The sequence below is a fragment of the Streptomyces sp. NBC_00236 genome, assembly GCF_036195045.1.
GTDB lineage: Bacteria > Actinomycetota > Actinomycetes > Streptomycetales > Streptomycetaceae > Streptomyces.
This window is the reverse complement of record NZ_CP108100.1, coordinates 8,153,892-8,179,006: the sequence shown is the minus strand read 5'-3', so window position 1 is coordinate 8,179,006 and position 25,115 is coordinate 8,153,892. Positions and strand designations below refer to the sequence as shown.

Below are 25,115 nucleotides of genomic sequence, written 5' to 3'. Positions count from 1 at the left end.
CTGGGGCGGTTCCCCGATGCGCCGGTGAGCCGCCCCTCTCCTGCTGCGCAGGCCGTCGCGTGCGGGGAGTGCCAGGATGTTCGTATGGATGTCCGGGCGAGGAACCGTGTATCGGTGACGGGCCGGGAAGGCGGCCCGGTGGTCATGCTGGCTCATGGTTTCGGATGTGATCAGAGCCTGTGGCGTCTCGTAGCGCCCGCCCTGGCGGAGCGCTTCCGGGTGGTCCTCTTCGATCACGTGGGGGCGGGGCGCTCCGATCTGTCCGCCTGGAGCCCGGAGCGGTACTCCACTCTGGATGGTTATGCGCAGGATGTCTGCGAAATATGCCGGGAGCTCGACCTCGGGCCCGTGGCCTTCGTCGGGCATTCGGTCAGTTCCATGATCGGTGTCCTTGCCGCCGTGCAGGAGCCCCGTCTCTTCGGCAAGCTGATCCTCCTCACCCCGTCGCCCTCGTACATCGACGACGGTGACTACCACGGCGGATTCAGCGAGCAGGACATCGACGAACTGCTCGACTCGCTGGAGAGCAACTACCTCGGCTGGTCCGCGACCATGGCACCGGTGATCATGGGCAATCCGGATCGCCCCGAGCTGGGTGAGGAGCTCACCAACAGTTTCTGCCGTACGGACCCGGACATCGCCCGGGTATTCGCGCGAGCCACCTTCCTCTCCGACAACCGCGCGGATCTCTCCGAGGTGACGGTGCCGACGCTCATCGTCGAGAGCGCGCGGGACACCATCGCCCCCCGTGAGGTGGGTGCCTTCGTCCACGCGCAGATCCCCGGCAGCCACCTGGTCACTCTGGACTCAACGGGCCACTGCCCCCAGCTGAGCGCCCCCGAGGAGACGACCCGGGAGATCGCCGCCTTTGTGCAGGGGGCGTGACGTGCACCCGGGCGGCGAGGAGGCCAACGGCTCGTGGGCGGCAGGGGATCGCGAACAGGAACAGCTTTCGTTCGCCGCTCTGTTGGAGGACAGCGCGGAGGACCTGTACGAGAACGCGCCCTGCGGCTACCTCTCCACACTGATGGACGGGCGGATCGCCAAGATCAACGGGACCTTGCTGAAATGGCTCGGCTACCGCCGGGAGGAACTGGTGGGCCGCAGGAAATTCCCCGACCTGTTGACCATCGGCGGCAGGCTCTACCACGAGACGCATTTCTCGCCGCTGCTGCGCATGCAGGGGGAGATCAACGGCATCGCGCTGGAGCTCAAGGCCGCCGACGGCAGCCGGCTTCCCGTTCTGGTCACCTCCAAGGTCAAGCAGGACCGCGACGGTGAACCGCTGCTGATCCGCACCACTCTCCTGGATGCCCAGGACCGGCGTGCGTACGAGCGTGAGCTCCTGCGTGCCCGGCAGGAGGCCGAGCGCGACCGCGAACGCCTGCAGCGCCTCGCCGCGACTCTGCAGCGCACCCTGATCCCGCCGGCGCTCGAACCGGTTCCGGGCCTGGACGTTGCCGAGCACTACCATGTCGCGTCCTCCGACGAGGTGGGCGGGGACTTCTACGATCTGTTCCCGCTGGCCGAGGGCCGGTGGGGATTCTTCATGGGGGACGTACGCGGCAAGGGCGCCGACGCGGCCGTGGTGACGTCGTTGGCGCGGTACACCCTGCGAGCCGCCGCGGTCTCCGATCCGGAACCGGCTGCGGTCCTGGCCAACCTCAACACCGCACTCAACCTCCAGGCGCAGGAGGACGAGCCCCGGTTCTGCACGGTGATCTTCGGCCTGCTGACCTCCGGGGGCAACGGCACGGGATTCCACATCGTCCTCGCCGGCGGCGGGCACCCCCCTGCCGTGGTTATGCGTGCCGACGGCACTGCCGACTACCGTCCCACGCCGGGCGGCCAGTTGGCAGGAGTGGTCCAGGACGCCCAGTTCACCACGGTCACCGTGGATCTGCGTCCCGGCGACACTCTGCTCCTCTACACCGACGGTCTCACCGAAGCACGGACCCCGAACGCGGGCGAACGCTATGGAGAGGAAGCCCTCCTCGACTTCACCCGGGCCCTCGCCCCCGCCTCGGCCACCGGCACCGTCAAGGCTCTGACCCGCCTCCTGGACTCGTTCGGCGAAGGACTCGATGACGACACCGCACTCCTGGCGATGAGCGTCCCCCCGGCCGGACGATGAGCGGAACCGGGGCCGCGAAAGCTGGTGGGAAGAGCTGTCTTGATCGAGCGCCCGGACGGCGAGCGTTGTCTGCTCGCCCCTCCCGCCGATTCGCCGAATTCGTAGCGGCCACCTACACATTCGAGCGTGTGGAGGTGGTGCCGGTGGAGGTCAGGCGTGACGGGCCCCGTGGGCACGTCAAGGCAGGCCCGCTCGTCCTGGACGTCGTCACCGGTTCCCGGACGGTCCTGGGCCGGCTGCTGTGCGCGGTGCCCGCGTCCCCGGCCCGCAGCCGCATCCGGGCCGCCGTCTGCGACGTACCGGCCCGCATGCTGCCGGGTGTCCGCACGCGGGGAAGCGCGGGCCGGGACCGTCGCGAGTGGTACGGGGCCCGGGACCCGCACCGTGTTCGTGCGGCGAACGCGATGCTGAGCGGGCGGAATCTCGTCCGAGCGGTCGGAGCCCTGTCGTCCGGGCCCGAACGCGTGGGTTAGCCTTGCCGACGCAATCCGACACGGGGTGCCCCGACCAGCGGGGCTGAGATCACACCCGTCGAACCTGAACCAGTTAGCACTGGCGGAGGGATGTCATCGATGTCATTTCCACATGCTCCGAGCGGCCCGGCGGCCACCGGCCGCAAACCCCTCGCCGACGGGCTGACGCCCTCCCCCGCCACCGGTGATCTGCGCATCGAGACGCGCGGGATCGCCCCCGTCCCGGAGTCTCACCGCTACGGTGCTCCCGGGCGGCTGTTCACCGTGTGGTTCGCCCCGAACCTCACGATGACGGGCGTCTTCACCGGCACGATCGGCATCGTGCTCGGGCTTGACTTCACCACCGCGCTGGTGGCTGTCGTGCTCGGCACCCTCGTGGGCGCCGCGCCCACCGCGTACCTCGGGACCTGGGGCAGTCTCACTGGTACCGGTCAACTGCCGCTGGCCCGGCTCGCTTTCGGCCGGGCGGTTGCCGTTCCGGGCGTACTGCAGTGGCTGTCGTCAGTCGCGTGGGACGCGCTGATCGGCCTCTTCGGCGGGGATGCGCTGGCCCGACTGTGCGGATGGCCGTTCTGGCTGGGTGTACTCGTGATGATGGTGGGGCAGGGCCTGCTCGGTGTCTTCGGCTACGAGGCGATACACCGACTGCAGAAGGTCATGACCTTCGTGCTGGCCGCCGCCTTCGTCGCGCTGGCCGTGAAGCTCCTCGACGGCGCCCACCCCACCACCAGCGGGTCGGTGCACGGCGCCGACCGCGCCGGCGCCTTCGTGCTCACCAGCACCATCGCACTCAGCCTCGCACTGTCCTGGGCCCCGTACGCCAGCGACTTCAGCAGGTACCTGCCACGGTCCGCCTCGCGCCCCCGCATGTTCTGGTACACGCTTCTCGGCATCTCGGTCTCCTTCGTAGCCGTGCAGGCGCTCGGCCTGTGGGGGGCGTCCGCCTTCACCGACCAGACCGCGAAGGGCGTCGACGAACTGCTGGGAGGCGGGGCGCTCGGCGGGTTCGGACTGCTGGCCGTCGCGCTGGCGGCGCTGTGCAGCAACGCGATGAACGACTACAGCGGCTCCCTGGCCCTTCAGACCGTCGGGGTGCCCGTCCCACGGCCGCTGGCGGCGGCGCTCTCTGCCGTACTCGGCTTCCCGCTGGTGCTGTGGATGCACGCCGCGGACACCACGGCCCGTTTCCAGAACGTGTTGCTGTTCGTCGGTTACTGGATCCCCGGATTCGTGGCGGTGGTGACCGTCGACTGGTTCGCACGCGCTGGGGAGAGGGGCGGAGCCCCGTTCGATCCGACTGTCGAGGGCGACCGTCCCCAGCCGTGGTGGCCCGCTCTCGTGGCGTTCGTCGTCGCCTTCGGCGCGGCGGTTCCGTTCATGGACACGAGCCTGTACGTGGGGCCGGTGGCCGCGGCTCTGCACGGCGCGGACCTCGCGTACTACGTCGCCTTCGTCGCGGCGCTCGCCGTCTACGCACCTCTGCGGCTGCGCCGCCGGGCGGCCGGCCGCTGACCCGGTGGGGTCACTCACTGGACGGGGGTGCGCCCGCGCTCCGGAGACGGGATGATCGCAACCATGATGATTGCTCATGAGGGCTGCTCGCCGTCGGTCCACCCCACGGCCTATGTCGCTCCGACCGCCACGTTGTGCGGGGACGTTCGGGTGGGCGCCGGGTGCCGGGTGCTGTTCGGTGCGGTACTCACCGCCGAGGGCGGGCCGGTGGAGGTCGGCGAGGGCAGCATCGTGATGGAGAACGCGGTCCTGCGGGGTACCCGACGGGACCCGCTGGTTCTGGGACGACAGGTGCTGGTGGGCCCGGCCTCCTGCCTGACCGGTTGCCGGGTCGAGGACGAGGTCTTCCTGGCCACGGGCAGCCGCGTCTTCAACGGCGCGCGGATCGGGACCCGTTCCGAGGTGCGGATCAACGGCGTCGTGCATCTGCGCACGGTGCTGCCGGCCGACTCGATGGTGCCGATCGGCTGGGTCGCCGTCGGCGACCCGGTGCGCATCCTCCCGCCGGAGGACCACGACGGGATCTGGGCGGTGCAGAAGGACCTGGACTTCCCCGGCCACGTCTTCGGCCTCGACCGCCCGGCCGACGGCGAGAGCCTGATGCCGGCGATCTCGGAACGCTTCGGCCGCAGCCTCGGCCGTCACATGGACGACCGGCAGATCTGAGCCCCGCGGGAGGTCCCGGGCTGCCGTCCACCGCTCCGCCCACCGGGCAGGCCCCGCTGGGTGGCCCTGCGGCGCCACGCCGAGGGACGGACACATCTGCTCCCGCACGGGCGATGCTCAGACGTTCACTCGCGGGACGCTCTCGTTCCAGGTGCGGGAGAACACCCTGCGGCCGTCCTCGTAGCCGTCCAGGGTGGCATCGACGTGGAAATCGGTCTCGTCCGACGTCAGTAGCGTGCGGGTCTCCACCCGGACGTCCCATCCGGGACGCCTGAAACGCATGGTCCAGGCCGCCTCACCACTCACCGATCCGAAGTCGTCGGCGATGGAGGTGTACTTCTCGCAGGCCCTCAACCCGACCTCGATCCCGTTCTCCTCGTACCTCTGCAGCCCCCGGTCCTTCACGATGTCGAGGGAGGAGCGGTAGTCGACAAGGTCCCTGGACACGGTCCACGCCTGTTCGGGCTCCGTCAGCTGGGTGACCTCCGACGGTTCGCACCCCTCGGGCTCACCGAACGGCGCCACAGGAACTTCGTCCGGAGCGGCCGCGGGCCGGACGGGCAGCGTGAGGGAGCTCCCGGCCTCATGAACGCTCAGCCGGGCGGGCGAGGGCGCCGGCCAGACGAGCGGCCAGTACGAGGTCGAGAGCGAGAGACGCACGCGATGTCCGGCGGGGAATACCTGGGCGACTCCGTTGAGCGGGATCCGGACCTGATATTTCCTTCCGGGTTCGAGTGGCTCAAGAGCGCCGTCACCCGATCGGTGCGCAAGGTTCAGCACCCCGTAGGTCACCCGGGTCGCACGGCCGTCGGGCGCGACGTCCGACAGGCGGACGGTGACCTGCGCCGCCCGGCCCGACGAGGACACCAACAGTTCCGCGGCCGGAGCGCCGAGGATCTCCAGGCGTTCCGTCAGAGGCTGCGTCTCGAAGACGAGTGAGCCGCCGTCCTCCTCACGCTGGTCGTACGGCAGATCCGGCGGGGCGTTGTAGGAGGCCCACTTCCCGGCGAACTGACCTACGGAGAGCGGCGATTGGATCGTGTGCACGAGCCCGGCGGATCCACTCGCGTCCGCCGGCCCGGGGCCCCGTCCGTCGCACACGATGGAGCGGTCGCGCAGGGGGTGGACCACCTCCTCGATGTGGGGCGAGGGCCAGGCCGGCTCGCCCACCCAGCGCCCCGGGCGCTCCTGGTAGGAGGTGGACGGAGGCACGCTCTCCTGCATCCAGGCCCGGATCATGGGGCCGTCCATGACGCCGTTGTCGATGCCCTTGAGCCAGCGGTCCCACCACCGGACCACTTCTTGGAGGTACCCGATGGCCGGTCCCGGTTCGCCGAGGTGCGGGAGCTTGTGCGACCAGGGGCCGATCAGCCCCTTGCGGGGTACGTCGACACGGCTCAGGAGACGTGTCACTGCGTTGGAGTACCCGTCCGCCCAGCCGCTGGAGGCGAGCACGGGACAACGCAGGGACCCGTAGTCCTCACTGAGCGAGGCGTGGCGCCAGTAGTCGTCACGGTGCTGATGGCGCAGCCATTCGAGAACCCACGGCCGAGCGGCCTCCAGACGCCGGCGCCACATGTCGCGCCAGCACTCGCCGACCACGTCCGGGTCGGGAGGGCAGGTGGCATAGGCGAACATCGTCCCGGCCTCGGCCAGGTTGTCGGACAGCATGGCGCCACCGACGTAGTGCATGTCGTCCGCGTACCTGTCGTCGGTGAAGGAGGCGATGACGATGGCGCCCAGGCTCGGCGGCTGCCGGGCGGCGACCTGGAGCGCCGAGAAGGCGCCCCACGAGATGCCCATCATCCCTGTGCTGCCGTCGCACCAGGACTGCGCGGCAAGCCAGGCGAGCACTTCCTCCGCATCGAGCTGTTCCCGCTCCAGGTACTCGTCCCGAAGGACGCCTTCCGACTCCCCCGTGCCTCGCAGGTCGACCCGCACGCAGGCGTAACCATGGCCGGCGATGTAGGGGTGGTGGATTGCGTCGCGGGTGGAAGTCAGGTCGTTCTTCCGGTAAGGAATGGCCTCCAGGATCGCCGGGACAGGCTCGGCGTCCGACCCGGTGGGGCGCCAGATCCTCGCTGACAGCCGGACACCGTCCGACATGGTGATGGTGACGTGGTCCTCCTGCTGGACCGCGTACGGCAGTTGATCGACATCTCGCATACCGATGGTCTGCTCCCTCCTGCTCCTGTCCCCGTTCACGACGTCTCCCGGTCACGGCCGCCCGGAGCCGTTTCGTCGAAGGTGAGGCCCAACGCGGCGACACACTGGTCGAACTTGCGCCGCAGGCCCTTCTCGTCGTCCGCTCCGGTGAAGATGTGCGCGACCTCGTAGCTGTAACTGTCCTGCTGGGACACGGAGGAGAGCTTCTGCCCTTCGGCGGGCACGACGTCGATGCGCACTCCGGGGATACGGCGTTCGATGGCGGCGAGGTCGGACGGCGTGGGCACATGGTGCACCTGGCCTTCGCCGAACCAGCGGTAGTACCACTTGGCGGCCATGCGGTACGGTCCCTGGCCACCGGGCGCCGCCGGGTCGAGTCCGAGTGCGAGACGGATCATCCTGTGGTGATTGGCGGTTCCGTCAACATAGGCGAAGAGCTCCGCATGCGACTGCGAATGCCTCGGATTTATCTCCAGCAGGCTGACCTCCTCGGTCTTCGGGTCGTAGAAGTACTCGATGCTGAATGTGGCCGAGTCCATTCCTATCTGTCGCATCGTTCGCCTGCTGACCTCATGCAGCCGCCGGATCACCCCCGGAGGGAGCGTGCTCGGATACTGGTGGCGGAGGAAACAGGGCGAACCCGGGTAGTTGATCGAGTCGAGCACTCCGTAGACGGTGACTTCCCCTTCGTGGACATATCCTTCCACGGCCACCTGGAGGCCGGTCATGGCCTCCTCCGCAAGACATACCTGACCGCCCACACCAGCCATTTCCGGAGGCAGTTCGAGCAGGCTGAGCACTTCGTCGAACGGCCTTCCCACCCTGCCGATCCCCTGTCGTATCCTGTCGACGGCCGCGCGGAATTCCGTGATGTCCGAGACCGCGTAAGCGAGTTCCGAGGAGTAGGCGAGAGCGGGCTTGAGCCACATGGGAAATGCCACACCGTCGGGCGGCCGGGGGTCCGTGCTGTCGAGGTCCACCCGTCCGAAGTTCGGGTACGCGTCGATGACCTTCCGCTGTTCCAGCCTGCTCCAGTACTTGTGCTCACATTTGACGACGGATTCCAGGCTGGTGGTACGTGTGTCGTACTCCCGGCCCAGCATCGGCACGAGTGTGCTGACCGGGAAGTCCCAGTAGCCGACGATCGCGTCGATGCTGCCGTCATGCGCGTCGAGGACCGCCCGGGCCCGGCTCATCAGATCGGCGACCGAGACCTCGCCCTCCTGCAGCTCCTGGATGCTGAGCAGCGGATGGAACCTGTACGTGTCGGCGTCCGGGACAGCTTTCAGCGTCGGCAGGTTGGCTTCATCGAGGCCGAGAACGAAGATGTTCCGCTGGTGGGACACGGCGTTGTCCTTTCGTGGGGGTTCACGACGCGTACCCGTCCCACACGCTCCGAATCGGCGTCCCGGGACCGGCAGGCCGAGCCCTGCTCCACACACGTGCGGGGTGGCCCCGGCCTGTTGGCCGGGGCCACCCCGCACGACTGGCTGGTCGTCGACGACTACCAGCGGTACCAGCGGCCACGGTGGCCGCCCGCTCCTACGGAACGCATGACAAAGCCGAGCAGCCAGACAGCCAGCACGATCACTGCCACGATCCACAAGGCCTTCAATGCGAATCCCGCACCGAAGAGAACGAGAGCGAGCAGAAGAACGAGAAGCAGGGGAACCATATTTATCAACCTCCAGGAACTCGAATGCCCTGACCATCGCCTCTCATGCATCCGAAACTGCGGGTTTCCCCGCCGGGACCACGGGAACAAGATGCCGCTCGGCCGCGGGGCAGCTTTCTCCTCTCCTCGCCCGCTCTCCTCCCTCCCGCACACTCTCCGAGACACAGAGGCGCACACTCTCCGAGACGCAGAGGCATGAGGATGGGGAGGCAGGGCAGACGGTCTCCCGAGAGAGCGTCACCGCTTCTGCACGGGACGCCGACACCCTCCGCTGTTTCACCTGCGGCGGGTGAAGAATCTCTATGAAGGAGCCATTTCATGAGTGACAACATCTGGGGCTACCAGCCGGCCGCCAACCACACCACGGGCACCGACCTGATCGGATACAAGGTCGAGGCGACCGACGGAAGCATCGGCAAGGTCGACAAGCACTCGGACGAAGTCAACTCCTCGTACCTCGTGGTGGACACCGGTCTCTGGATCTTCGGAAAGCACGTCCTGCTCCCGGCCGGCACGGTAATCAGCGTCGACCCGCACGAGCAGAGGATCTTTGTCGACCTGACAAAGGACCAGATCAAGAACTCCCCCGAGTTCGACAAGGACAAGCACCTCGGGGACGCCGGGTACCACGAGCAGGTCGGCGACTACTACGGCAGTCACCGCCGCACCTGAGCCCCGTCACACAGCGGCAGGAAGGGGCCCGACCGGAGTATCCGGTCGGGCCCCTTCCTGCCGCTCGGCCGTGACGCCCGGCGACCGCGCAGCCGCTGCGGTTTGACCTTGACACGATGACAAGCCCTTCACTGCTTGCCGAGGAGGTGGTCCAGATGAAGGCCATGAGACAGAACACGGATCCGTCGCCGACGCTCCAGGGGTTGGAGGACAGCCGTTCGTCCGTGCGGCTGCGAGCTGCTCTGGTGATCGGTTCGACGCCCGACCCCCATTTCGTCGACAAGCTCATCGAGCGGTGCGGGGCCGAGCCCGACTTCTTCGTCCGCGACATGCTGACCTGGGCACTCACCCGCCACCCGGTGTCCACGACACTTCCCCGGCTGGTCCGCGAGCTCCGTTCGGAGCATGCGCAGGCCCGGAGCCAGGCACTGCACACCCTGTCCAAGATCGGGGACCGGCGGGCCTGGCCGGCCCTCACACGGGCGCTGCTGTCCGACGCCGACCACGAGGTCGCCCGGGCCGCCTGGCGGGCCGCGGTCTTGCTCGTACCGGAGGGCGAGGAGTCAGCCCTGGCCGTGGTGCTCGCGACGCAGCTCGGGCGCGGGAACCGGGAGACGCGGCTGAGTCTCAGCCGCGCCCTGGTCGCCCTGGGTGAGGTCATCGTGCCGGCTCTCCACGGAGAGACGACGGCTTCCGACCCGCGGGTACGCGTACACGCACTCGCCACACAGCGGCTGCTGCGCGATCCGGACACCGGGTTCGAGTTCGCGCTCGAGGAGGCGAAGCGCGTCGTCGCCCTCGGCGGGCACAGTCACGGGTGACCATAGGACATGCTGATCGGTGAGGTGGCGCAAAGGTCCGGAGTCAGTGCGCGGATGCTCCGGCATTACGAGTCGCTCGGCCTGGTACGGCCGTTCGGTCGTACGGGAGCCGGCTACCGGGAGTACTCCGGAGAGGACATCCGGCGCATCTTCCACATCGAGAGCCTGCGGTCACTGGGGCTGTCGCTGCGTGAGGTCAAACGCGCGCTCGACGATCCCGGCTTCACACCCTCGGAGCTCGTCGGCGATCTCATCCGTCAGACACGTGAGCGCATCGCGGCCGAGACCGACCTGCTCACGCGGCTGCACCGGATCGATGCGGCGGAACCCGCCGGCTGGGAGGGCGTCCTCCAGGTCGTCGCGCTTCTCCAGGCTCTGGGTTCCAAGAGTCCCGATGCGCGCCAACGCGCGGCCCTCGCCTCGGGCGACGAGGTTCCGGTGCCGGTCGAGGCCCTGGTCGAGGCAGCGCTGAGCGAGGCGGACACGAACGTGGCCGGAGCCCTGCGATGGGCCCTTGCCCGGTCCGGCGACGGCGTTCCCGCGCTGCTGGCGCAGGGCCTCGGCTCGACGGTGGCCGCCGTACGGGAGCGTGCCGTCCGGGCACTCGCCGAGATGCCGGGCGATGAGGCGACCGCGGAGCTGCGGCACGCCCTGGTGAATGCCGACATCGCGGTCCGCGGGTACGCGGCTCTTGCCCTCGGCACACGTGGCGAGGCCGAGGCGGCCCCGATCCTCATCGCGATGATCGTGGACGGAAGGAACGACACCGATGCGGCCGACGCCCTGAGCGTGCTGGCGAGCGACGCCGCGATGGCGGACCGGATCGCGACCGGACTCATCGGCCGTCTGACCGACGACGCCACCGGAACATCTGCCCGCGGACGGCTGACGCAGGCTCTGGCCGCGGTTCCGGGGGCGGCGGCGTCATCCGCCCTCGCGGAACTGTCGCATGACGGGGACCGTGCCGTCGCACTGACCGCGACCTACCTTCTGCGGCTGCGCGGCGCGCAGTAGCGCCCCGGTCGGCTCGCCCGGCGCCGCCGCCCCGCACGCGCGGGGCCGGCCCCCACGCAATGTCCGCCGCACGCCGCACGCCGGAAAGCGTGTCCCGGCGTGCGGTGTGCGACCTCTCGTGGACCGGTCAGGGCAGGATCTCTACGTACCCATCCGTTCCGTGCACACGGATCCGCTGCCCGTCCCGGATCAGCCGGGTCGCCTGCTCCACTCCCACCACAGCCGGCAAACCGTACTCCCGCGCGATCACCGCGCCATGGGTCATCACGCCGCCCACCTCCGTCACCAGGCCCGCGATCCCGACGAACAGCGGCGACCAGCTGGGGTCCGTGAAGGCCGTGACCAGGATGTCGCCCGCTTCGAGGTCGGCCTCCGACATATCGAGGATGACGCGGGCCCTGCCCTCGATCGTCCCGACGGAAACAGGGACGCCGGTCAGAGCACCGACCGGCACGTCGTCGCGCCGGTACGCCCCCGTGAGCGCCTCCCCGTCCGAAGTGAGAACCCGGGGCGGTGTGAGCGCGTGGTACGACCGGAAGGCGTCCTTGCGGCGCTGGATCAGCCGCTCGTCCAGCCGGTTCGAGCGCACCACGTCGTGGAGCTCCTGGAACGTGAGGTAGAAGATGTCCTCCCTGTCGCGGAGCACGTTGTCCTCGACGAGACGCTCGGCCTCTCGCAGCAGGGCCTGCTTGTAGACGAAGGTACGGCTGACGATGCCGTACTTCGGGTACTCCCGGTACCCGATGAACGTCCTGACCCGGTCGATCATCCGCTTGGCCTCGTCAGCCTTCTGATCCCCGTCCGGCAGAACTCGCAGACGTGAGAGAACCTCTTGTTCCTTCTTCTCCGCCCTCTGCCGCCCTTCCTCGAAACGCCGCCCCGCAGCGCCTCGCCCGAAGTTCCTGACGTTGTCGAGGATCACGGGCACGAGCGTGGTGGGGCGTTCGCGCCAGCGGGGCCTCGTGATGTCGATCTCGCCGACGCAACGCATGCCGTACCGGTCGAGGTAGGCCTCAATGGCTTCGCGCGCTTCGGGCCCGCCCGTGACTTTCGCCAGTTCGTCCAGGAAGGCGTCGTCCTCGACGTGCTCGACGCCCCGGAGGAACTCCACCACCTCCGGCCGCGGGCGGATCACGTCCGCGACATCGAGCAGCGCCAGCCCCATCTCCGACGTGATGTTGTCAGGAGCGGACAGCGTGAGCGTGTCGGCCGCGTTCTTCTCCCCCAGCCACTCCTCCAGCTTGTCGTTGAGCCACCATGTGGCCTCCATGCCGGCCATGATCACCTGCATGCTCACCCGGTCGCCGAGGACTCGTTTGTGCTCCTCGAAGGCCTCCAGCAGGAAGTCGAACAGCGCCGGTCCGGTCTTCGTCCGGATTTCGCGCTCCAGGGCGGCGACGGACGCCCGGCTCGCCGCGATCAGGCCGGTGACGACGGCCGGATCGGTCTCGACCGGGGCGGGCGCGCCTCCGGCCGGCGGCTTCCCGGGCCCCGGGTCCGGGAGCGAAGGTACGAAGTCGTCACGGTCGAGGACTGTCTCCAGAGCGTCCCTGACCAGCGGATCGCCTTTCCCCATGATCTCCAGGAGGGCGGCGCGGCTCGCGGGCGAGGCCAGACGCGCGGTGACGTCGACGAACAGCCTTCCGCCGGCCTCGTGCATCGCCACCATGGCCGTCCGCTGCCACATGGAGAAGCCCAGCGGCTTCATGGGGTCGGTCATCATCTGCTGATGACCGACGGAGACGTAGACGTGGTTGTCCTGGTCGTCGGTCTCGGGGACGGGGAACAGAGTGGTGACCGGCCGGCTCTGAACGATCTGGAAGCCGTCGTCGACCAGGCACCACTCGATGTCCTGGGGGCAGCCGAAGTGTGCTTCGATGCGCCGCCCGAGCCCCACGAGCCGTACCACCTGCTCGTCGGTCAGCGCAGGCAGCTCCTGGCGCCGCGCGTCGATCGCCACTTCCTGCGTACCGCCGTCAGGCAACGCGAGCACGGCACGCTCTTTGGCCGCGATCGTCCTGGCGACGACTTCGCCGTCCCGCACCTTGAACACGTCTGGGTTCACCAGGCCGGAGACCAGTGCCTCGCCGAGGCCGAAGCCGGCGTCCACGGTGGCGACCTTGCGGTTGCCGGTGACGGGGTCGGCGGTGAACAGGATGCCGGCCGCCTCCGGGAAGGCCATCTGCTGCACGACCACGGCCATGTGGACCGTACGGTGGTCGATGCCGTTCCGCTGACGGTAGGTCACGGCCCGCTCGGTGAAGAGCGAGGCCCAGCACCTGCTGATGTGCTGCAGGACCGCCGCGGGCCCCAGGACGTTGAGGTACGTGTCCTGCTGGCCGGCGAACGAGGCCGTCGGCAGGTCCTCCGCCGTCGCGCTGGACCGGACCGCGCAGGCGACCCGGTCACCGAGGCGGGCGAGCGCGCGGGTGATCACCGCTGCGAGATCGCCCGGGACGGCGATCCCTTCGATGGACCGGCGGATCTGCGCACTGAGCGTGCGGACCGCCTCCCGGTCGTCGGGGTTCAGACGCGACAGCTCATCGAGCCGATCATCGATCGACGGCTCTTCCGACATGACGCGCCGGAAGGCGTCCGTCGTCACACAGAATCCGGGCGGCACCCGGACACCTTCGATCCGCGACAGCCCGCCCAGGTGCGCACCCTTGCCACCGACGACCCCGACCCGGGTCTCGTCAACGTCCTGAAGATCCCACACGTACTGCTCGTTCATCGCGATACCTCCGAGGCAGTCGTGTCCCATTGCCCTGCACCGGCCGATCGAATCACGGGCGACTCCCCGTGCGTGGTACCTCGTGCCAGCCACGTCGTCGTCACTGGCGGCCCTCCATCCGACGGCTCGGGCGGCGCGTACCCGGGCACCACCGCGCCGAAGACCCGCACCCGCACGGCCGCGCCCACCGCTTCTCCGACGTCACCGCGTCCCCCGTACATCGACAACTCACGCACTCGTGCTCCCATATCCGCAGGCTGTGGCCTCGGCCGACGATTCTGCGCCACCACCCGGGCCTTGCCGCAAGCCCCCCAGTGCGCTATACGTTAGGAGTGGCGAGGAGAGCGATCTCCTCGCCTTCGTCTTGTGCCGCCTCCCGCGGTCAAGGGCGCGCGTCCGGCCACGGGACGCGCAGCACGAGGTGGCGATCCGTCTGTCGAGGCCACGTCCTGGATCTTCACGGTCGGCCGGCGGATCCAAATCGAGGAGACCGGGCGTCGGCAAGGGCAGGCGGAGCTCTCCGCGCGTGCCTGCGAGAACCCGCTGCTACGCGCCTTCCTGGTGGCCACTCAGCCCGGGCGGTCCGTCTCCGGAACCGCTCGCGAGGTCCGTGCTCGGTCGGCGACGCCAGTCCCACCCCGGATGACCGTTCATCAGTGTGAGGAACCCGGCAGCCGGCAGGATCTCGAAATGGTTGGTGTCCACCAGACCGTCGACGCCAGGAAGGACGTCATGGAGGAAGGCCCGGGCGGCGTCCATGGACTGGCAGGACACCTGGACGGCGTACGGTTCGCCGATCGAGGCCGTGACGTGCTCGATCTCGTCCGGCTCGTAGTCCGCCAGGATCCTGCCCGAGAGGTCGAAGCAGTACGAGTAGCCGTGCCAGTGCAGCCGTTCGCCGCCCGTCGCAGGATCCGGTGCGAGGCCAAAGGCGCGGATTCGCCCTTCGAGCGACATGCGACGCCCAGCGGGGACGAGGATGATCACGGATGGCCAGGACACGGGTGTACCTCCACAGCCACAGTAGGCGGGCGTTCCCTCCGGCTCGCCCCAATCTCCGGTTCCGCTGGAAAGGGTGCGAGTCGTCGATCAGGTTCGGTGCGCGTTCGTGTGGAGTTGCGCCAATGGACCATCAGAGTTGACGTGCACACGCCTTGACTGGTGACGGTCGGCACACGCACCGTTGCTGGGCGGATCTTTCCCAGGGGGGTACATGAACAGCAAGGTCCTCGGCACGGCCACGGTCCTGGCCCTTTTGGCCGTGATGGGCGCATCGCCCGCGCCCGCTTCCTCCGAGCCGCGTCCCGGGTCGGTGCGTGCCCTGCCGCTGGGTGCCGTCGGCCTGGCCGAGACGCGCAGCACGCGCACCCTGCAGCCCGGTGTCACCCTCACGCGGATCGTGCGCGGTGCCGATGCTCCGGCGCTCGCGTGGACCGTCGAGGTGTCGATACCCGGCGGTGCCACCTCGCCGGATCCCGACGCGCCGCCGACGGCGCTCAAGGACCGGGCCAGTGCCGACGAACTGACCGCGGACATCGAGGGAGACGGCTTCGACGCCCGGGCCGAGCAGGTCACGACGCCGGCCGTCGCCGACTACGCCGGCGGATCGCTCGGGTGGCGGGTCCGGGTCGGGCGGTTCGACACGCAGTCCGCGGCGGCGGCCGAGCTCGCGCTGCTGCGGAAGGCCGGCTACGCCGGGTCCGCCGTGTACACCGGCTGGGACGGCGACCCGACGGACCGTGGTCCGTGGCGGATCGACGTGCTCACCATCGACCCGGGCCGGTTCCGCGGCCGGCTCGCGGCCTCGTACGGTCCGGATCTGGAGAACCGTGAGAAGACCAGTGAGCTGGCGGCCGCGGCCGGTGCGACCGCGGGGGTCAACGCCGGGTTCTTCGTCCTCGATCCGAAGGCGGGCGCACCGGGCGATCCGGCCGGTGTCGGCGTCTACGACGGCCGGGTCCTGAGCGAGCCGGTCCAGGGGCGGCCCGGGCTGGTGATCCACGGCAACGGCCGGCACAGCACGGTGGCCCGGCTGACCTGGGAGGGGCGTGTCGTCGGCCGGGGGGCTTCGCAGGCCCTGGACGGAATCGACCGCGTTCCGGGCCTGATCAGGAACTGTGGCGGCACCGCGGACGACACGCCGACCTCGCTGCCCCTGCACGACGTCACCTGCTCCGACCGCGACGAGCTCGTCGCTTTCACGCCCGACTACGGTCGGCAGACACCGGGCGGCGAGGGCATCGAGGCCGTACTGGACGCCCACGGCCGCGTCCTGGAACTGCGGTCGCCGCGCGGCGGGCCGCTGCCGGACGGCGCCGGCTCCGTGCAGGCGACCGGTACCCGCGTCGCCCAGTTGACCGCCCTCGCTCAGGTCGGCCGGCCCCTGCGCGTCGAGAGGACACTGCGGGACGGCAACGGCCACAAGGTGTCGCCGTCACCGACGACCAGCATCCTCAACGGAGGCCCCGAACTGGTCCGGGACGGGCGCCCGCACGTCACGCCCACCGCCGACGGCATGGTGCAGTCCGGCAATCCGAGCTTCTACTACGGCTGGATGCAGAAGCGGAATCCGCGCACGCTGGCCGGGGTGGACGCCACGGGCCGGACCGTGCTGGTCACCGCCGACGGGCGCAGCACGGACGCACTCGGGCTGAGCATCCCCGAGAGCGCCGCCGTCGCCCGGGCGCTCGGCCTGCGCGACGCGGTCAATCTCGACGGCGGCGGGTCGACCACGATGGTGGTCGACGGAGTCATGATCAATGATCCGTCCGACGCGGCCGGTGAACGCCCCGTCGGCGACGCACTGCTGATACTTTCCGGCCGGAACTGACCGGTTCCGGCCGGGAAGGTCCGGGCAGGGAAGCCCGGCTCGCGACCGTCCACAGTCCACTGACAGGAGTCGCCATGACCGCCGTTCCGATCCGAAGAGCCCGTCTGCTGCTCATCGTTGGGGCACTGCTGCTCACGCTGATGTCGAACGCACCCGTGTCGGCCGCCGCGGAGCCGATCGGGACCGCCCCGTCCCGGGGTGCCGAGGTCGTCGCCGTCACCCAGGTCGCCGACCGGCAGGTCGACCTGTCGGTTCGTTCACCGGCGCTCGGAGACCGGACGGTGAACGTGCGCCTGCTCACGCCGGATGGCTGGGATCCGGGCGACCGGAGCCGGCGCTGGCCGACTCTCTGGCTGCTGCACGGCTGCTGCGGGGACTACACCTCGTGGACTAGCAAGACCGATGTCGCGCAGACCGAAGATCTGCGCGACGTCCTTGTGGTCATGCCTGAGGCCGGCTGGAACGGCTGGTACAGCGACTGGTGGAACTACGGCCAGGGCAGTGACCCGGCGTGGGAGACCTTCCACACCGAGGAGCTGCGCCGCCTGCTCGAACACGGCTGGGGGGCGAGCAGCAATCGCGTGGTGGCGGGACTGTCGATGGGCGGCCAGGGCGCCCTGATGTACGCGGCCCGGCACCCCGGCATGTTCAAGGCGGCCGCCTCGTACTCCGGCTCCGCGCATCCGCTGCTCAACGACGAGTCGGTCGACCGCATCATGGGGTACTTCGCCGGTCAGGGCGGCGACCCGCTGCGGGTCTGGGGCGACCCGGTGGCGCAACGCGATGTCTGGGCGGCCCACGACCCGTTCCACCTGGCCAAGCGACTCAGGTCGATCCCGGTCTACCTGTCCTGCGGTGACGGCACCGCCGGTCCGCTGGACCCGCCAGGCAGCACGAACGCCCTGGAGGCGGACTTCAACCGGCAGAACCACGCCCTGGCGAGCGAGCTCGAACGCGTCGGCGCTCGGCATGTGGTCACTCATTTCTACGGGCCGGGCACCCATCGCTGGGCGTACTGGCAGCGCGAGTTGCATGCTTCACTGCCGATGCTGCTCCACGCTCTGCGCACCGACCGCTGAGCGGGTACGGACAGTTGCGACCACCCCCGTGGCCGCCGGCGCATCGGCGCGAGGCACGACTCGACCCGGCCGTGCCTCGCGCCGTGCACGGTCCGGGCGGGTGGCCGCTCGTAGGGTGACGCGGGTGATCGTTCGCGAGGGTGCGGTGAGTACGGGCAGTGGCCGGCGTCCCGGCTACGTGGCTGCGGCTGTGGTGTTCGCCATCGGGATGGCCGGGACCACGCTGCCCACTCCCCTGTACGGGCTCTATCAGGAGAAGATCGGGTTCTCCGAGCTGATGGTGACCGTCGTCTTCGCCGCGTACGCCCTGGCGGTGATCGCCGTGCTGATGCTGGTGGGCAACTACTCGGACAAGGTCGGCCGCAGGCCCGTGCTGCTGTGCGCCATGGCTCTGTCGGCGGCGAGCGCGGGCTGCTTCCTGCTGGAGAGCGGGCTGCCGTTGCTCTTCGCGGGCCGCCTGCTGTCCGGCGGCGCGGCCGGTCTGCTGAGCGGTGCGGCGACCGCGGCGGTCCTGGAGCTCGCCCGCCCGGGGCAGAAGGCGCGGGCCGGGTTCGCCGCCACGGCCGCGAACATGGGCGGACTGGGTTGCGGGCCGCTGCTGTCCGGCTTCCTCGCCGAGTACACGCCGTGGCCCCTGACACTGCCGTTCTGGGTCCATCTGGGACTGGTGGCCGTGGCGTGCGGGATCATCCGGAGTCTGCCGGAGACCGTGACGCATCCCCGGCGGTGGCCGCGGCCGACGCCTCAGGGTGTGGCGGTTCCGCCGGAGGTGAAGGGGGTGTTCGCGCGCGCCTCGCTGGCGGCGTTCGCCGGCTTCGCCCTGCTCGGGCTGTTCACCGCGGTCGCGCCGAGCTTCGCCACGCAGACGTTGGGCGTGCACAACCTGGCGGTGACCGGAGCCGTCGTGTTCTCCGTGTTTCTGGCTTCGACCGTCGGACAGTCGCTGAGCGGGCGCATCGGCGCGCGCCATGCGCTGCCGCTCGGGTGCGGTGCTCTCGTCGTCGGTCTGCTGCTGGTGGCGTCCTCACTGGTCGCGGAATCCCTGCCGCTGCTCGTTCTCGGAGCCCTGTGCGGGGGAACCGGCCAGGGGTTGTCCTTCCGGGCGGCGCTCACGCTGGTCAGCGACGCCGCTCCGGCAACGCACCGGGGCGGCACCATTTCGGCGTTCTTCGTCGTCGCGTACACCGGCATCTCGGTGCCGGTGGTCGGTGTCGGTGCGCTGGCCACGTCACTGGGCCTTCGCGAGGCCGGGCTGATCTTCACGGGCTGCGTCATGTTGCTGGCGGCAGGTGCGGGGACCTACTCCGCCCTCAGGCCGCCGCCCTCTGCGTAGCCGGCTTCGGTGGCCGGAGCTCGTGCCGGGCACCCGGTTCGTACGAGATGGGCAAGGGGTCCGGTTTGCCGGAAGGGCGCGGTCAGCGTGCTGACCGCGCCCTTCCGCTGCGGGGGGGGTGTCCAGTGGTTCAGTGCGCGACGGCGGGGATCTTCGTCTCCTCCTGCGCTCCCTCCGGAGCACGCGAGGTGGCCGCGGGGCCACCCTGGTGACCGGCCTTGATCATGGTCAGGGCGATGGCTGCGGCAACCACCAGGATGCCGACCGCCCACCAGGTAGCGCTGGAGTATCCGCGCACCATGGCCTGCGCCTGAACCAGCTTCTGTGCGGCCGGAGTCGTCGCACCTGCCGCATGTGCGGCGAGGTACGCGGTCGTGGCCGAGGCCGCGATGGTGTTCAGGAGCGCGGTGCCGATGGCACCGCCGACCTGCTGCGAGGTGTTGACCATCGCGGAGGCGACTCCGGCGTCACGCGGCTCGACGCCGTGGGTGGCGAGCGACATCGCGGGCATGAACGCCGTGCCCATGCCGAGTCCGAGCAGCAGCAGCCCCGGCAGCACCGGTCCGGCGTACGAGCTGCCGATGTCCATCCGCGTCAGGAACAGCATTCCGGTCGCGGCGACCAGGAAGCCCGGGCCCATGAGCAGTCGCGGGGGAACCCTCGTCATCAGCCGGGCGCCGATCTGGGTGGAGCCCGTGATCATGCCGGCGACCATCGGCAGGAACGCCAGACCGGTCCTGATCGGCGAGTAACCCTGGACGATCTGGAGGTAGTAGGTGAGGAACAGGAAGGTGCCGAACATCGCGATGACGGCGAGGCCGAGCGAGAGGTAGACACCGCCGCGGTTGCGGTCGGCCGGCACGCGCAGCGGCAGCAGCGGCGCCTTGACCCTGGCCTCGGTGACCAGGAACGCGCCGAGCAGCACCGCGGAGGCCACGAACATGCCGATCGTCAGCGCGTCGGACCAGCCTGCGGACTCCGCGCGCGTGAAGCCGTAGACGAGGGAGACCAGGCCGAGGCTGGAGAGGGCGACGCCCGGGATGTCGAGGGGCGAGCGGTTGCGTCCGCCGGCCGGCTCACGGATCACGAAGTACGCGCCCAGGGCCGCGACGATCGCGAAGGGAACGTTGACGAAGAAGGTCCAGCGCCAGTTCAGGTACTCGGTGAGGGTGCCGCCGAGGATGAAGCCCACGGCTCCGCCCCCACCGGCGATCGCGCCGTAGATGCCGAACGCCCTGGCGCGCTCCCTGGCCTCGGTGAACGTCACCGCGAGCAGCGAGAGCGCCGCCGGTGCGAGCAGTGCGCCGAAGACGCCCTGCAGGGCACGGGCGCCGAGCATCATGGCCTCGCCCTGGGCGGCGCCGCCGAGCACGGAGGCGGTGGCGAAGCCGGTCAGGCCGACGAGGAAGGCCCGCTTGCGGCCCCAGAGGTCGGCGATGCGGCCGCCGAAGAGCAGCAGACCGCCGAAGGCCAGGGCGTAGGCGGTGATGACCCACTGCCGGTTGCCGTCCGAGATGCCGAGGTCCTGCTGGGCGGAGGGCAGCGCGATGTTCACGATGGTCGCGTCGAGCACGACCATCAGCTGCGCCAGGGCTATGAAGATCAGCGCCTTCCAGCGCTTCGGGTCGGGGCCGGTGTCTGCTTTCCCGGCGGTCAGAGTTGTTTCGGACATGGGGGTACCCACTTCGGGACTCAATTCGGGACTGAAGAAGGATTCGGGGCTGGAGGAGGATGGGCGGCGCTGGGTACTGCTGCCGGTCACGGCTCCGGATAGAATGAAACCGGAACACCGTTCAGCAATCACAATACGGAACATCGTTCCGGAGCGCAAAGGGAACCCATTCCATGTCTGATCGCCCCACCGAGGAGCCGGTCGCCCGCCGTGTGCGGCCCGACGTCCAGCGCAACCTGGACGCTCTGCTGACCGCAGCCGCCGAGGTCTTCGCGTCGGACGGCGTGGACGCCCCCGTGCGGCGGATCACCGCTCGGGCCGGCGTGGGGGCGGGCACGCTCTACCGCCACTTCCCGCAGCGCTCCGACCTCATCACCGCCGTCTTCCGCCACGAGGTCGACGCCTGCGCCGAGGCCGCCCCCGCCCTCGCCGAGCAGCACGAGCCGGTCGAGGCCCTCACCTTGTGGCTCCAGCGCTACGCGCAGTTCGTCGCGGCCAAACGCGGCCTCAAGGCGGCTCTGCACTCGGGCGACCCCGCCTACGAAAGCCTCCCCGCCTACTTCCAGCAGCGCTTCCTCCCCGTCGTGACGGAGCTGCTGGACTGCGCCGCCGCATCCGGCGGGCTCCGCGCCGGCATGCCCCCGTACGACCTGCTGCGCGCCGTCGGCGATCTCGTCTCGCCGGACGACCAGGACTACACACAGCGCATGATCGCACTGGTCGTCAACGGCCTCCGCCACGGCACGGACGACGCCCTTCACCCGGCCACGGACGCCGAGCACGGCTGACCGGCCTCCGGACCGGACACGGACCGACTCCGACGTGAACGAAGAGACACTGCCCGCGGCCATCCGCGTGTTCATCGCCCTCGCCCCGCCCGACCCCGCGAAGGAGGAACTCGCCCGGGAACTCCGGCCCGCCTACGCCTCGCATCCGCGGATGCGATGGAATCGCGTCGAGGACTGGCACATCACGCTGGCGTTCCTCGGAGAGCTGCCCGTCGAAACGGTTCCGCTCCTGCGTGCGCCGCTCGCCGGCATCGCAGCGGCGCATCCCTCCCCGCGCCTTGTGCTGCGGGGCGGCGGGGACTTCGACGGCCGGGTCGTGTGGACCGGGGTCGACGGAGACCTGGACGCGTTGTACGGCCTGGCTGCCGACGTACGTACGGCGGTCAGGGACCGCGGAGTCGTCCTGGCGGACCGGCCCCTGCGACCGCATCTGACGCTGGCCCGCGCACGCCGGGGTGATCAGTCCTCGGCAGCGGAGATCGCGGCCGGGCTCGCCGGATTCACCGGCCGTCCGTGGGATGCCGAACGGCTGCATCTGGTCGGCAGCAACGCCGCACGGAGCAGTGGGCCGATCCGCTATCGCGACATCACGGCGTGGCCCCTCGGCTCCGGGGACCGCGGTGCAGCGTCTTCGGCGCCTCCGCCGGCCACGGGCACCCACCATGACGGTTGATCACTGAACCGGCGCCGCAGGGCCTGGCCGCCTCCCCTCTCAGAGGGACTCCTCACCGCGGCGGAACTCGTGGACCACCTGGATCTCGCCGACGATGTGGGCGTTGAAGTCGTCCAGTTCCTCGGCCGGAACCCAGAGTTCGAGGATCGTCCGCCCGCCGGCCTGTTGTACGGGGTACCGGGTGAGGAACTCCGACTCGACCTCGAATCGGGTGACGAAGCCGGCACCGTCGTGCTTCACGTTCCAGTCGCGCGCGATCCTCACCGCGTAGTCCTCGTTGAGAACCGGGTAGAAGATCGGTTGCTCCGGCAGCCGGGGCGGCCAGGCACGCCAGTTCAGCTCCCGGACCAGATCCAGCTCCACGGGTCCGGTGGGGCGCCAAAGGGTCGTCGTCGCTTGCCGCCCGCTCATCCGCTTCGCTCTCTGCACATGGGCCCCACCGCTGTGTTGGGCCGGAAGCCGGACCTTACCGTCACCACGGACTCACCGGCCACGTCCTTTCCCCGCCCCGTCCGTCTTCGCGACAGGCGGTCGGTCCAGCCGGCGGCGGAAAATCCCCGTGCCCGGGTGAACGGGCCACGATAAGATCGTTCACATGAACGTCACCGGCTCTCACACCACCGCGACCGCGCGAGCGACCAGCTCGCCGGTTGCCGCCGTCTGACTTTCCCTCCCCCGGCGACCGGAAACGGTCCGTCGGCAGTGCCGTGGAGCCTCTGGCCCCGGCCGGGTGACTGAGCGGTCCCGTTCTCCGGTGCCTCCCCCGCTGTGACGCGAAGGAGCCATCCCATGCATACGGAAAAACTGGTCAGCACGTTCGTCGAGTACTTCGAGGAGCGCGGTCATCACCGGATCGTCGGCTCGACGCTGCTGCCCCCACCGGGCGACCCCGTCCTGTTCACCACCTCCGGCATGCACCCCCTTACTCCGTACCTGGAGGGCCGCCCCCATCCACTGGGCGGGCGGCTGGTCAACGTACAGCGCTGTCTGCGCACCACGGATCTGGAAGAGATCGGCGACGCCACTCACCTGACGGTCTTCGAGATGCTCGGCACCTGGTCACTCGGCGACTACGAAGGTCCGCTCAGCCTCGACTGGGGGTACGGGCTGCTCACCGAGGCCCTGGGCATCGATCCCGGTCTGCTGCACGCCACCGTCTACGCCGGCGACAGCCAGTGCGAACGGGACACCCCGTCCCTTCAGCTGTGGCAGGACCGCGGGGTCCCCGTCGAGCTCACCGTGGAGGAGAACTGGTGGTCCAACGGGGATGTCGGACCGTGCGGTCCCGACTCGGAGATCTTCCTGTGGAGCGGCGACGGCCCGCCCCGGTCGACGCCGACCCAGGACGACCGCTGGGTGGAGGTGTGGAACCACGTGATGATGAGGCACCGCCGGCTCGACGACGGGTCCCTGGTGCCTCTTCCCCAGCGGAACGTCGACACCGGGCTCGGCCTGGAGCGGCTGGCCACCCTGCTCCAGGGCAAGTCGTCCGTGTTCGAGTCGGACCTCTTCGAGCCGTGGCGTCGCCTGGTTCCGCCGCTGTGGCAACTGGACGAACCGTCGCTGCGCCTGGTCATCGACCATCTGCGCTCGGCCGTCGTGGTGCTGGGCGACGGCGTGCGTCCGGCCAACACCGGGCGGGGCTACGTACTGCGCCGCCTGGTACGGCGGGTCCTCACCGCTCTGTGGCGGCAGGATCCCTCGTACGGTCTCGCCGACCTGCCGGACGACCTGGTCCGCCACACCCTGGACCACTTCCGGCAGGAACTGCCGCCGGCCGACGTCCATCAGGTGCTGCTCGACGAGGAGCGCCGGTTCGGACTCCTCATGGAGCGCGGCCGGCAGGTGCTCGCCCGGCCGCGGTTCCGAGGTCGGCTCACGGAGGACGACCTCCACTACCTCCACGACACCCATGGCCTGCCTCGTGACCTGGTCACGAGCCTGCGCCACGACTGAGGCGCCCGGCACCGGTGGGGGCGGCATCGAGACAGCCGTCCCCGGCCGGGGCTGCGGGCCGTGTCAGGCGTCGCGGGCTGGATAGAGTGCGGCGCCATGGGCGGGAACGGTCAGCGCGTCAGCCGCCGGTGTTCGTCAGGGGAGGCTGTGGTGTGGGAAGACCTTGTCGCCGCGTACGCGTGGGCCGATGCGGCCGAGTGGGAGACATACACGCTCTCCGTGGTCACGGGGAAGACTGAGGAAGAGGTGATCCGGGCGTTCGGCGGCGAACCGGCCGGGTCCCGGGTCATGACGTTCGCCGAGGCGGCCGACGAGCAGGCGGACCACGTCCACGCGGACCGCGCTCTTCTGCGGGTCGTCACCGTGGAGAAGCACGTCATCGCCATCGAGTGGGGGTTCCACGGCAGCATTCCGGAAATCGCCAGGCGCGCCTCGTCGGACGGTGGCGAGTTCTTCAGCATCCATCACAACGTCCTCGCCCAGCATCAGGTCATGCACGCACGCGACGGGCGTGTGGACGGAATGTTCGACCCCTCGGTCGTGGGTGACGCCGCCTGGATGGAGCCGGCGCCCGGAATTCCCGCCTGGGCGGCCGGGATCCCGTTCCACTTGGAGACTCTGGACTCCGAATCCTTCGCCCTGCTGGAGCACATCACGGGCGTGCCGGTCGTTCCCGCCTGGATGGACGCGCCACTTCGCACCGTGTCCCTCGCCTCCCCCGACGCGCTCTTCGGCGACCCGGAAGCGGCGTGGCTGCCGTAGCCCGCGGCGCACGGGCGGCCGGCGCGCGCCTGCCCGCGGTCCTGGGCCGACCGAACGGCGGTGCGGGGACGTTGCCGGGTGCGGGTCAGGGCCGCTCCGGTGATCCGGTGGGCTCCGAACGAGTGGAATCACCGGAGCGCGCCTCCGGCGCGGCC

At 69.8% G+C, this 25,115-nt stretch carries 22 protein-coding genes and 1 riboswitch; of the genes, 15 read left to right on the top strand and 7 right to left on the bottom strand.

Features of this window, described 5'->3' with window-relative positions; genetic code table 11:
* Nucleotides 1–84: 84 nt before the first annotated feature.
* The 5 genes from OG446_RS36460 (at nt 85) to OG446_RS36440 (ending at nt 4,785) form a co-directional block, all read left to right on the top strand.
* On the top strand, nt 85–885 hold the full coding sequence (locus tag OG446_RS36460; protein WP_328898059.1) for an alpha/beta fold hydrolase: 801 nt from the start codon (nt 85–87) through the stop codon (nt 883–885).
* A 1-nt stretch (nt 886) separates the two neighbouring features.
* Nucleotides 887–2,134, top strand: a complete 1,248-nt coding sequence (locus tag OG446_RS36455) for a PP2C family protein-serine/threonine phosphatase (protein ID WP_328898058.1) — start codon at nt 887–889, stop codon at nt 2,132–2,134.
* Nucleotides 2,135–2,277: 143 nt separating this feature from the next.
* Nucleotides 2,278–2,607 carry a hypothetical protein gene (locus OG446_RS36450; protein WP_328898057.1) on the top strand — a complete coding sequence of 110 codons (330 nt, stop codon included), beginning with the start codon at nt 2,278–2,280 and terminating at the stop codon, nt 2,605–2,607.
* An 11-nt stretch (nt 2,608–2,618) separates the two neighbouring features.
* A riboswitch (TPP riboswitch) is annotated at nt 2,619–2,715 on the top strand.
* On the top strand, nt 2,707–4,119 hold the full coding sequence (locus tag OG446_RS36445) for a purine-cytosine permease family protein (RefSeq protein ID WP_328898056.1): 1,413 nt from the start codon (nt 2,707–2,709) through the stop codon (nt 4,117–4,119). Its footprint overlaps the riboswitch before it by 9 nt.
* A 63-nt stretch (nt 4,120–4,182) precedes the next feature.
* Entirely contained in the window at nt 4,183–4,785 is a 603-nt protein-coding gene (locus OG446_RS36440) for a gamma carbonic anhydrase family protein (RefSeq protein ID WP_328898055.1), read from the top strand.
* A gap of 117 nt (nt 4,786–4,902) precedes the next feature.
* On the opposite strand, the gene OG446_RS36435 is transcribed toward OG446_RS36440, so the two are convergent.
* The 3 genes from OG446_RS36435 to OG446_RS36425 all read right to left on the bottom strand — a co-directional run bounded on the left by OG446_RS36435 (nt 4,903) and on the right by OG446_RS36425 (nt 8,626).
* Nucleotides 4,903–6,951, bottom strand: coding sequence for a CocE/NonD family hydrolase (locus OG446_RS36435; RefSeq protein ID WP_328898054.1), 2,049 nt, complete (start codon nt 6,949–6,951; stop codon nt 4,903–4,905).
* A gap of 35 nt (nt 6,952–6,986) precedes the next feature.
* Nucleotides 6,987–8,297 carry an ATP-grasp domain-containing protein gene (locus OG446_RS36430; protein ID WP_328898053.1) on the bottom strand — a complete coding sequence of 437 codons (1,311 nt, stop codon included), beginning with the start codon at nt 8,295–8,297 and terminating at the stop codon, nt 6,987–6,989.
* A 158-nt stretch (nt 8,298–8,455) separates the two neighbouring features.
* Nucleotides 8,456–8,626, bottom strand: coding sequence for a hydrophobic protein (locus OG446_RS36425; RefSeq protein WP_148019197.1), 171 nt, complete (start codon nt 8,624–8,626; stop codon nt 8,456–8,458).
* A gap of 318 nt (nt 8,627–8,944) precedes the next feature.
* Between OG446_RS36425 and OG446_RS36420 the strand changes: the two genes are divergently transcribed.
* The 3 genes from OG446_RS36420 to OG446_RS36410 all read left to right on the top strand — a co-directional run bounded on the left by OG446_RS36420 (nt 8,945) and on the right by OG446_RS36410 (nt 11,133).
* Complete coding sequence (locus OG446_RS36420) at nt 8,945–9,298, top strand: PRC-barrel domain-containing protein (RefSeq protein WP_328898052.1); 354 nt, start codon at nt 8,945–8,947, stop codon at nt 9,296–9,298.
* Between the two features lie 155 nt (nt 9,299–9,453).
* Nucleotides 9,454–10,119 carry a HEAT repeat domain-containing protein gene (locus OG446_RS36415; RefSeq protein ID WP_328898530.1) on the top strand — a complete coding sequence of 222 codons (666 nt, stop codon included), beginning with the start codon at nt 9,454–9,456 and terminating at the stop codon, nt 10,117–10,119.
* Nucleotides 10,120–10,128: 9 nt separating this feature from the next.
* Complete coding sequence (locus tag OG446_RS36410) at nt 10,129–11,133, top strand: MerR family transcriptional regulator (RefSeq protein WP_328898051.1); 1,005 nt, start codon at nt 10,129–10,131, stop codon at nt 11,131–11,133.
* 127 nt (nt 11,134–11,260) lie between these two features.
* Here the strand turns inward: OG446_RS36410 and rph are convergent, their stop codons facing one another.
* Both rph and OG446_RS36400 read right to left on the bottom strand, forming a co-directional pair.
* Nucleotides 11,261–13,867, bottom strand: coding sequence for a rifamycin-inactivating phosphotransferase (gene rph / locus OG446_RS36405; RefSeq protein ID WP_328898050.1), 2,607 nt, complete (start codon nt 13,865–13,867; stop codon nt 11,261–11,263).
* Between the two features lie 546 nt (nt 13,868–14,413).
* Nucleotides 14,414–14,869 carry a hypothetical protein gene (locus tag OG446_RS36400; RefSeq protein WP_328898049.1) on the bottom strand — a complete coding sequence of 152 codons (456 nt, stop codon included), beginning with the start codon at nt 14,867–14,869 and terminating at the stop codon, nt 14,414–14,416.
* Nucleotides 14,870–15,080: 211 nt separating this feature from the next.
* On the opposite strand from OG446_RS36400, the gene OG446_RS36395 reads away from it, so the two are divergent.
* The 3 genes from OG446_RS36395 (at nt 15,081) to OG446_RS36385 (ending at nt 19,109) form a co-directional block, all read left to right on the top strand.
* Nucleotides 15,081–16,697, top strand: a complete 1,617-nt coding sequence (locus OG446_RS36395; protein ID WP_328898048.1) for a phosphodiester glycosidase family protein — start codon at nt 15,081–15,083, stop codon at nt 16,695–16,697.
* A 74-nt stretch (nt 16,698–16,771) separates the two neighbouring features.
* Entirely contained in the window at nt 16,772–17,776 is a 1,005-nt protein-coding gene (locus OG446_RS36390) for an alpha/beta hydrolase (RefSeq protein ID WP_328898047.1), read from the top strand.
* Nucleotides 17,777–17,903: 127 nt separating this feature from the next.
* Nucleotides 17,904–19,109 carry an MFS transporter gene (locus tag OG446_RS36385; protein ID WP_443050298.1) on the top strand — a complete coding sequence of 402 codons (1,206 nt, stop codon included), beginning with the start codon at nt 17,904–17,906 and terminating at the stop codon, nt 19,107–19,109.
* Between the two features lie 130 nt (nt 19,110–19,239).
* On the opposite strand, the gene OG446_RS36380 is transcribed toward OG446_RS36385, so the two are convergent.
* Nucleotides 19,240–20,781, bottom strand: coding sequence for an MFS transporter (locus tag OG446_RS36380; protein WP_328898045.1), 1,542 nt, complete (start codon nt 20,779–20,781; stop codon nt 19,240–19,242).
* A 173-nt stretch (nt 20,782–20,954) separates the two neighbouring features.
* On the opposite strand from OG446_RS36380, the gene OG446_RS36375 reads away from it, so the two are divergent.
* Nucleotides 20,955–21,569, top strand: a complete 615-nt coding sequence (locus OG446_RS36375; RefSeq protein ID WP_328898044.1) for a TetR/AcrR family transcriptional regulator — start codon at nt 20,955–20,957, stop codon at nt 21,567–21,569.
* A gap of 34 nt (nt 21,570–21,603) precedes the next feature.
* Nucleotides 21,604–22,242, top strand: a complete 639-nt coding sequence (gene thpR, locus OG446_RS36370; protein WP_328898043.1) for an RNA 2',3'-cyclic phosphodiesterase — start codon at nt 21,604–21,606, stop codon at nt 22,240–22,242.
* Between the two features lie 39 nt (nt 22,243–22,281).
* On the opposite strand, the gene OG446_RS36365 is transcribed toward thpR, so the two are convergent.
* A complete protein-coding gene (locus tag OG446_RS36365; protein ID WP_328898042.1) occupies nt 22,282–22,653 on the bottom strand; it encodes a hypothetical protein in 372 nt (123 codons plus the stop codon).
* Between the two features lie 378 nt (nt 22,654–23,031).
* On the opposite strand from OG446_RS36365, the gene OG446_RS36360 reads away from it, so the two are divergent.
* Nucleotides 23,032–24,198 (top strand): alanine--tRNA ligase-related protein, encoded by a 1,167-nt coding sequence (locus tag OG446_RS36360; protein WP_328898041.1) that lies wholly within the window; start codon nt 23,032–23,034, stop codon nt 24,196–24,198.
* 150 nt (nt 24,199–24,348) lie between these two features.
* Nucleotides 24,349–24,960: a DUF6461 domain-containing protein gene (locus OG446_RS36355; RefSeq protein WP_328898040.1), complete on the top strand. Its 612-nt coding sequence runs from the start codon at nt 24,349–24,351 to the stop codon at nt 24,958–24,960.
* The last annotated feature ends 155 nt before the right edge of the window (nt 24,961–25,115 follow it).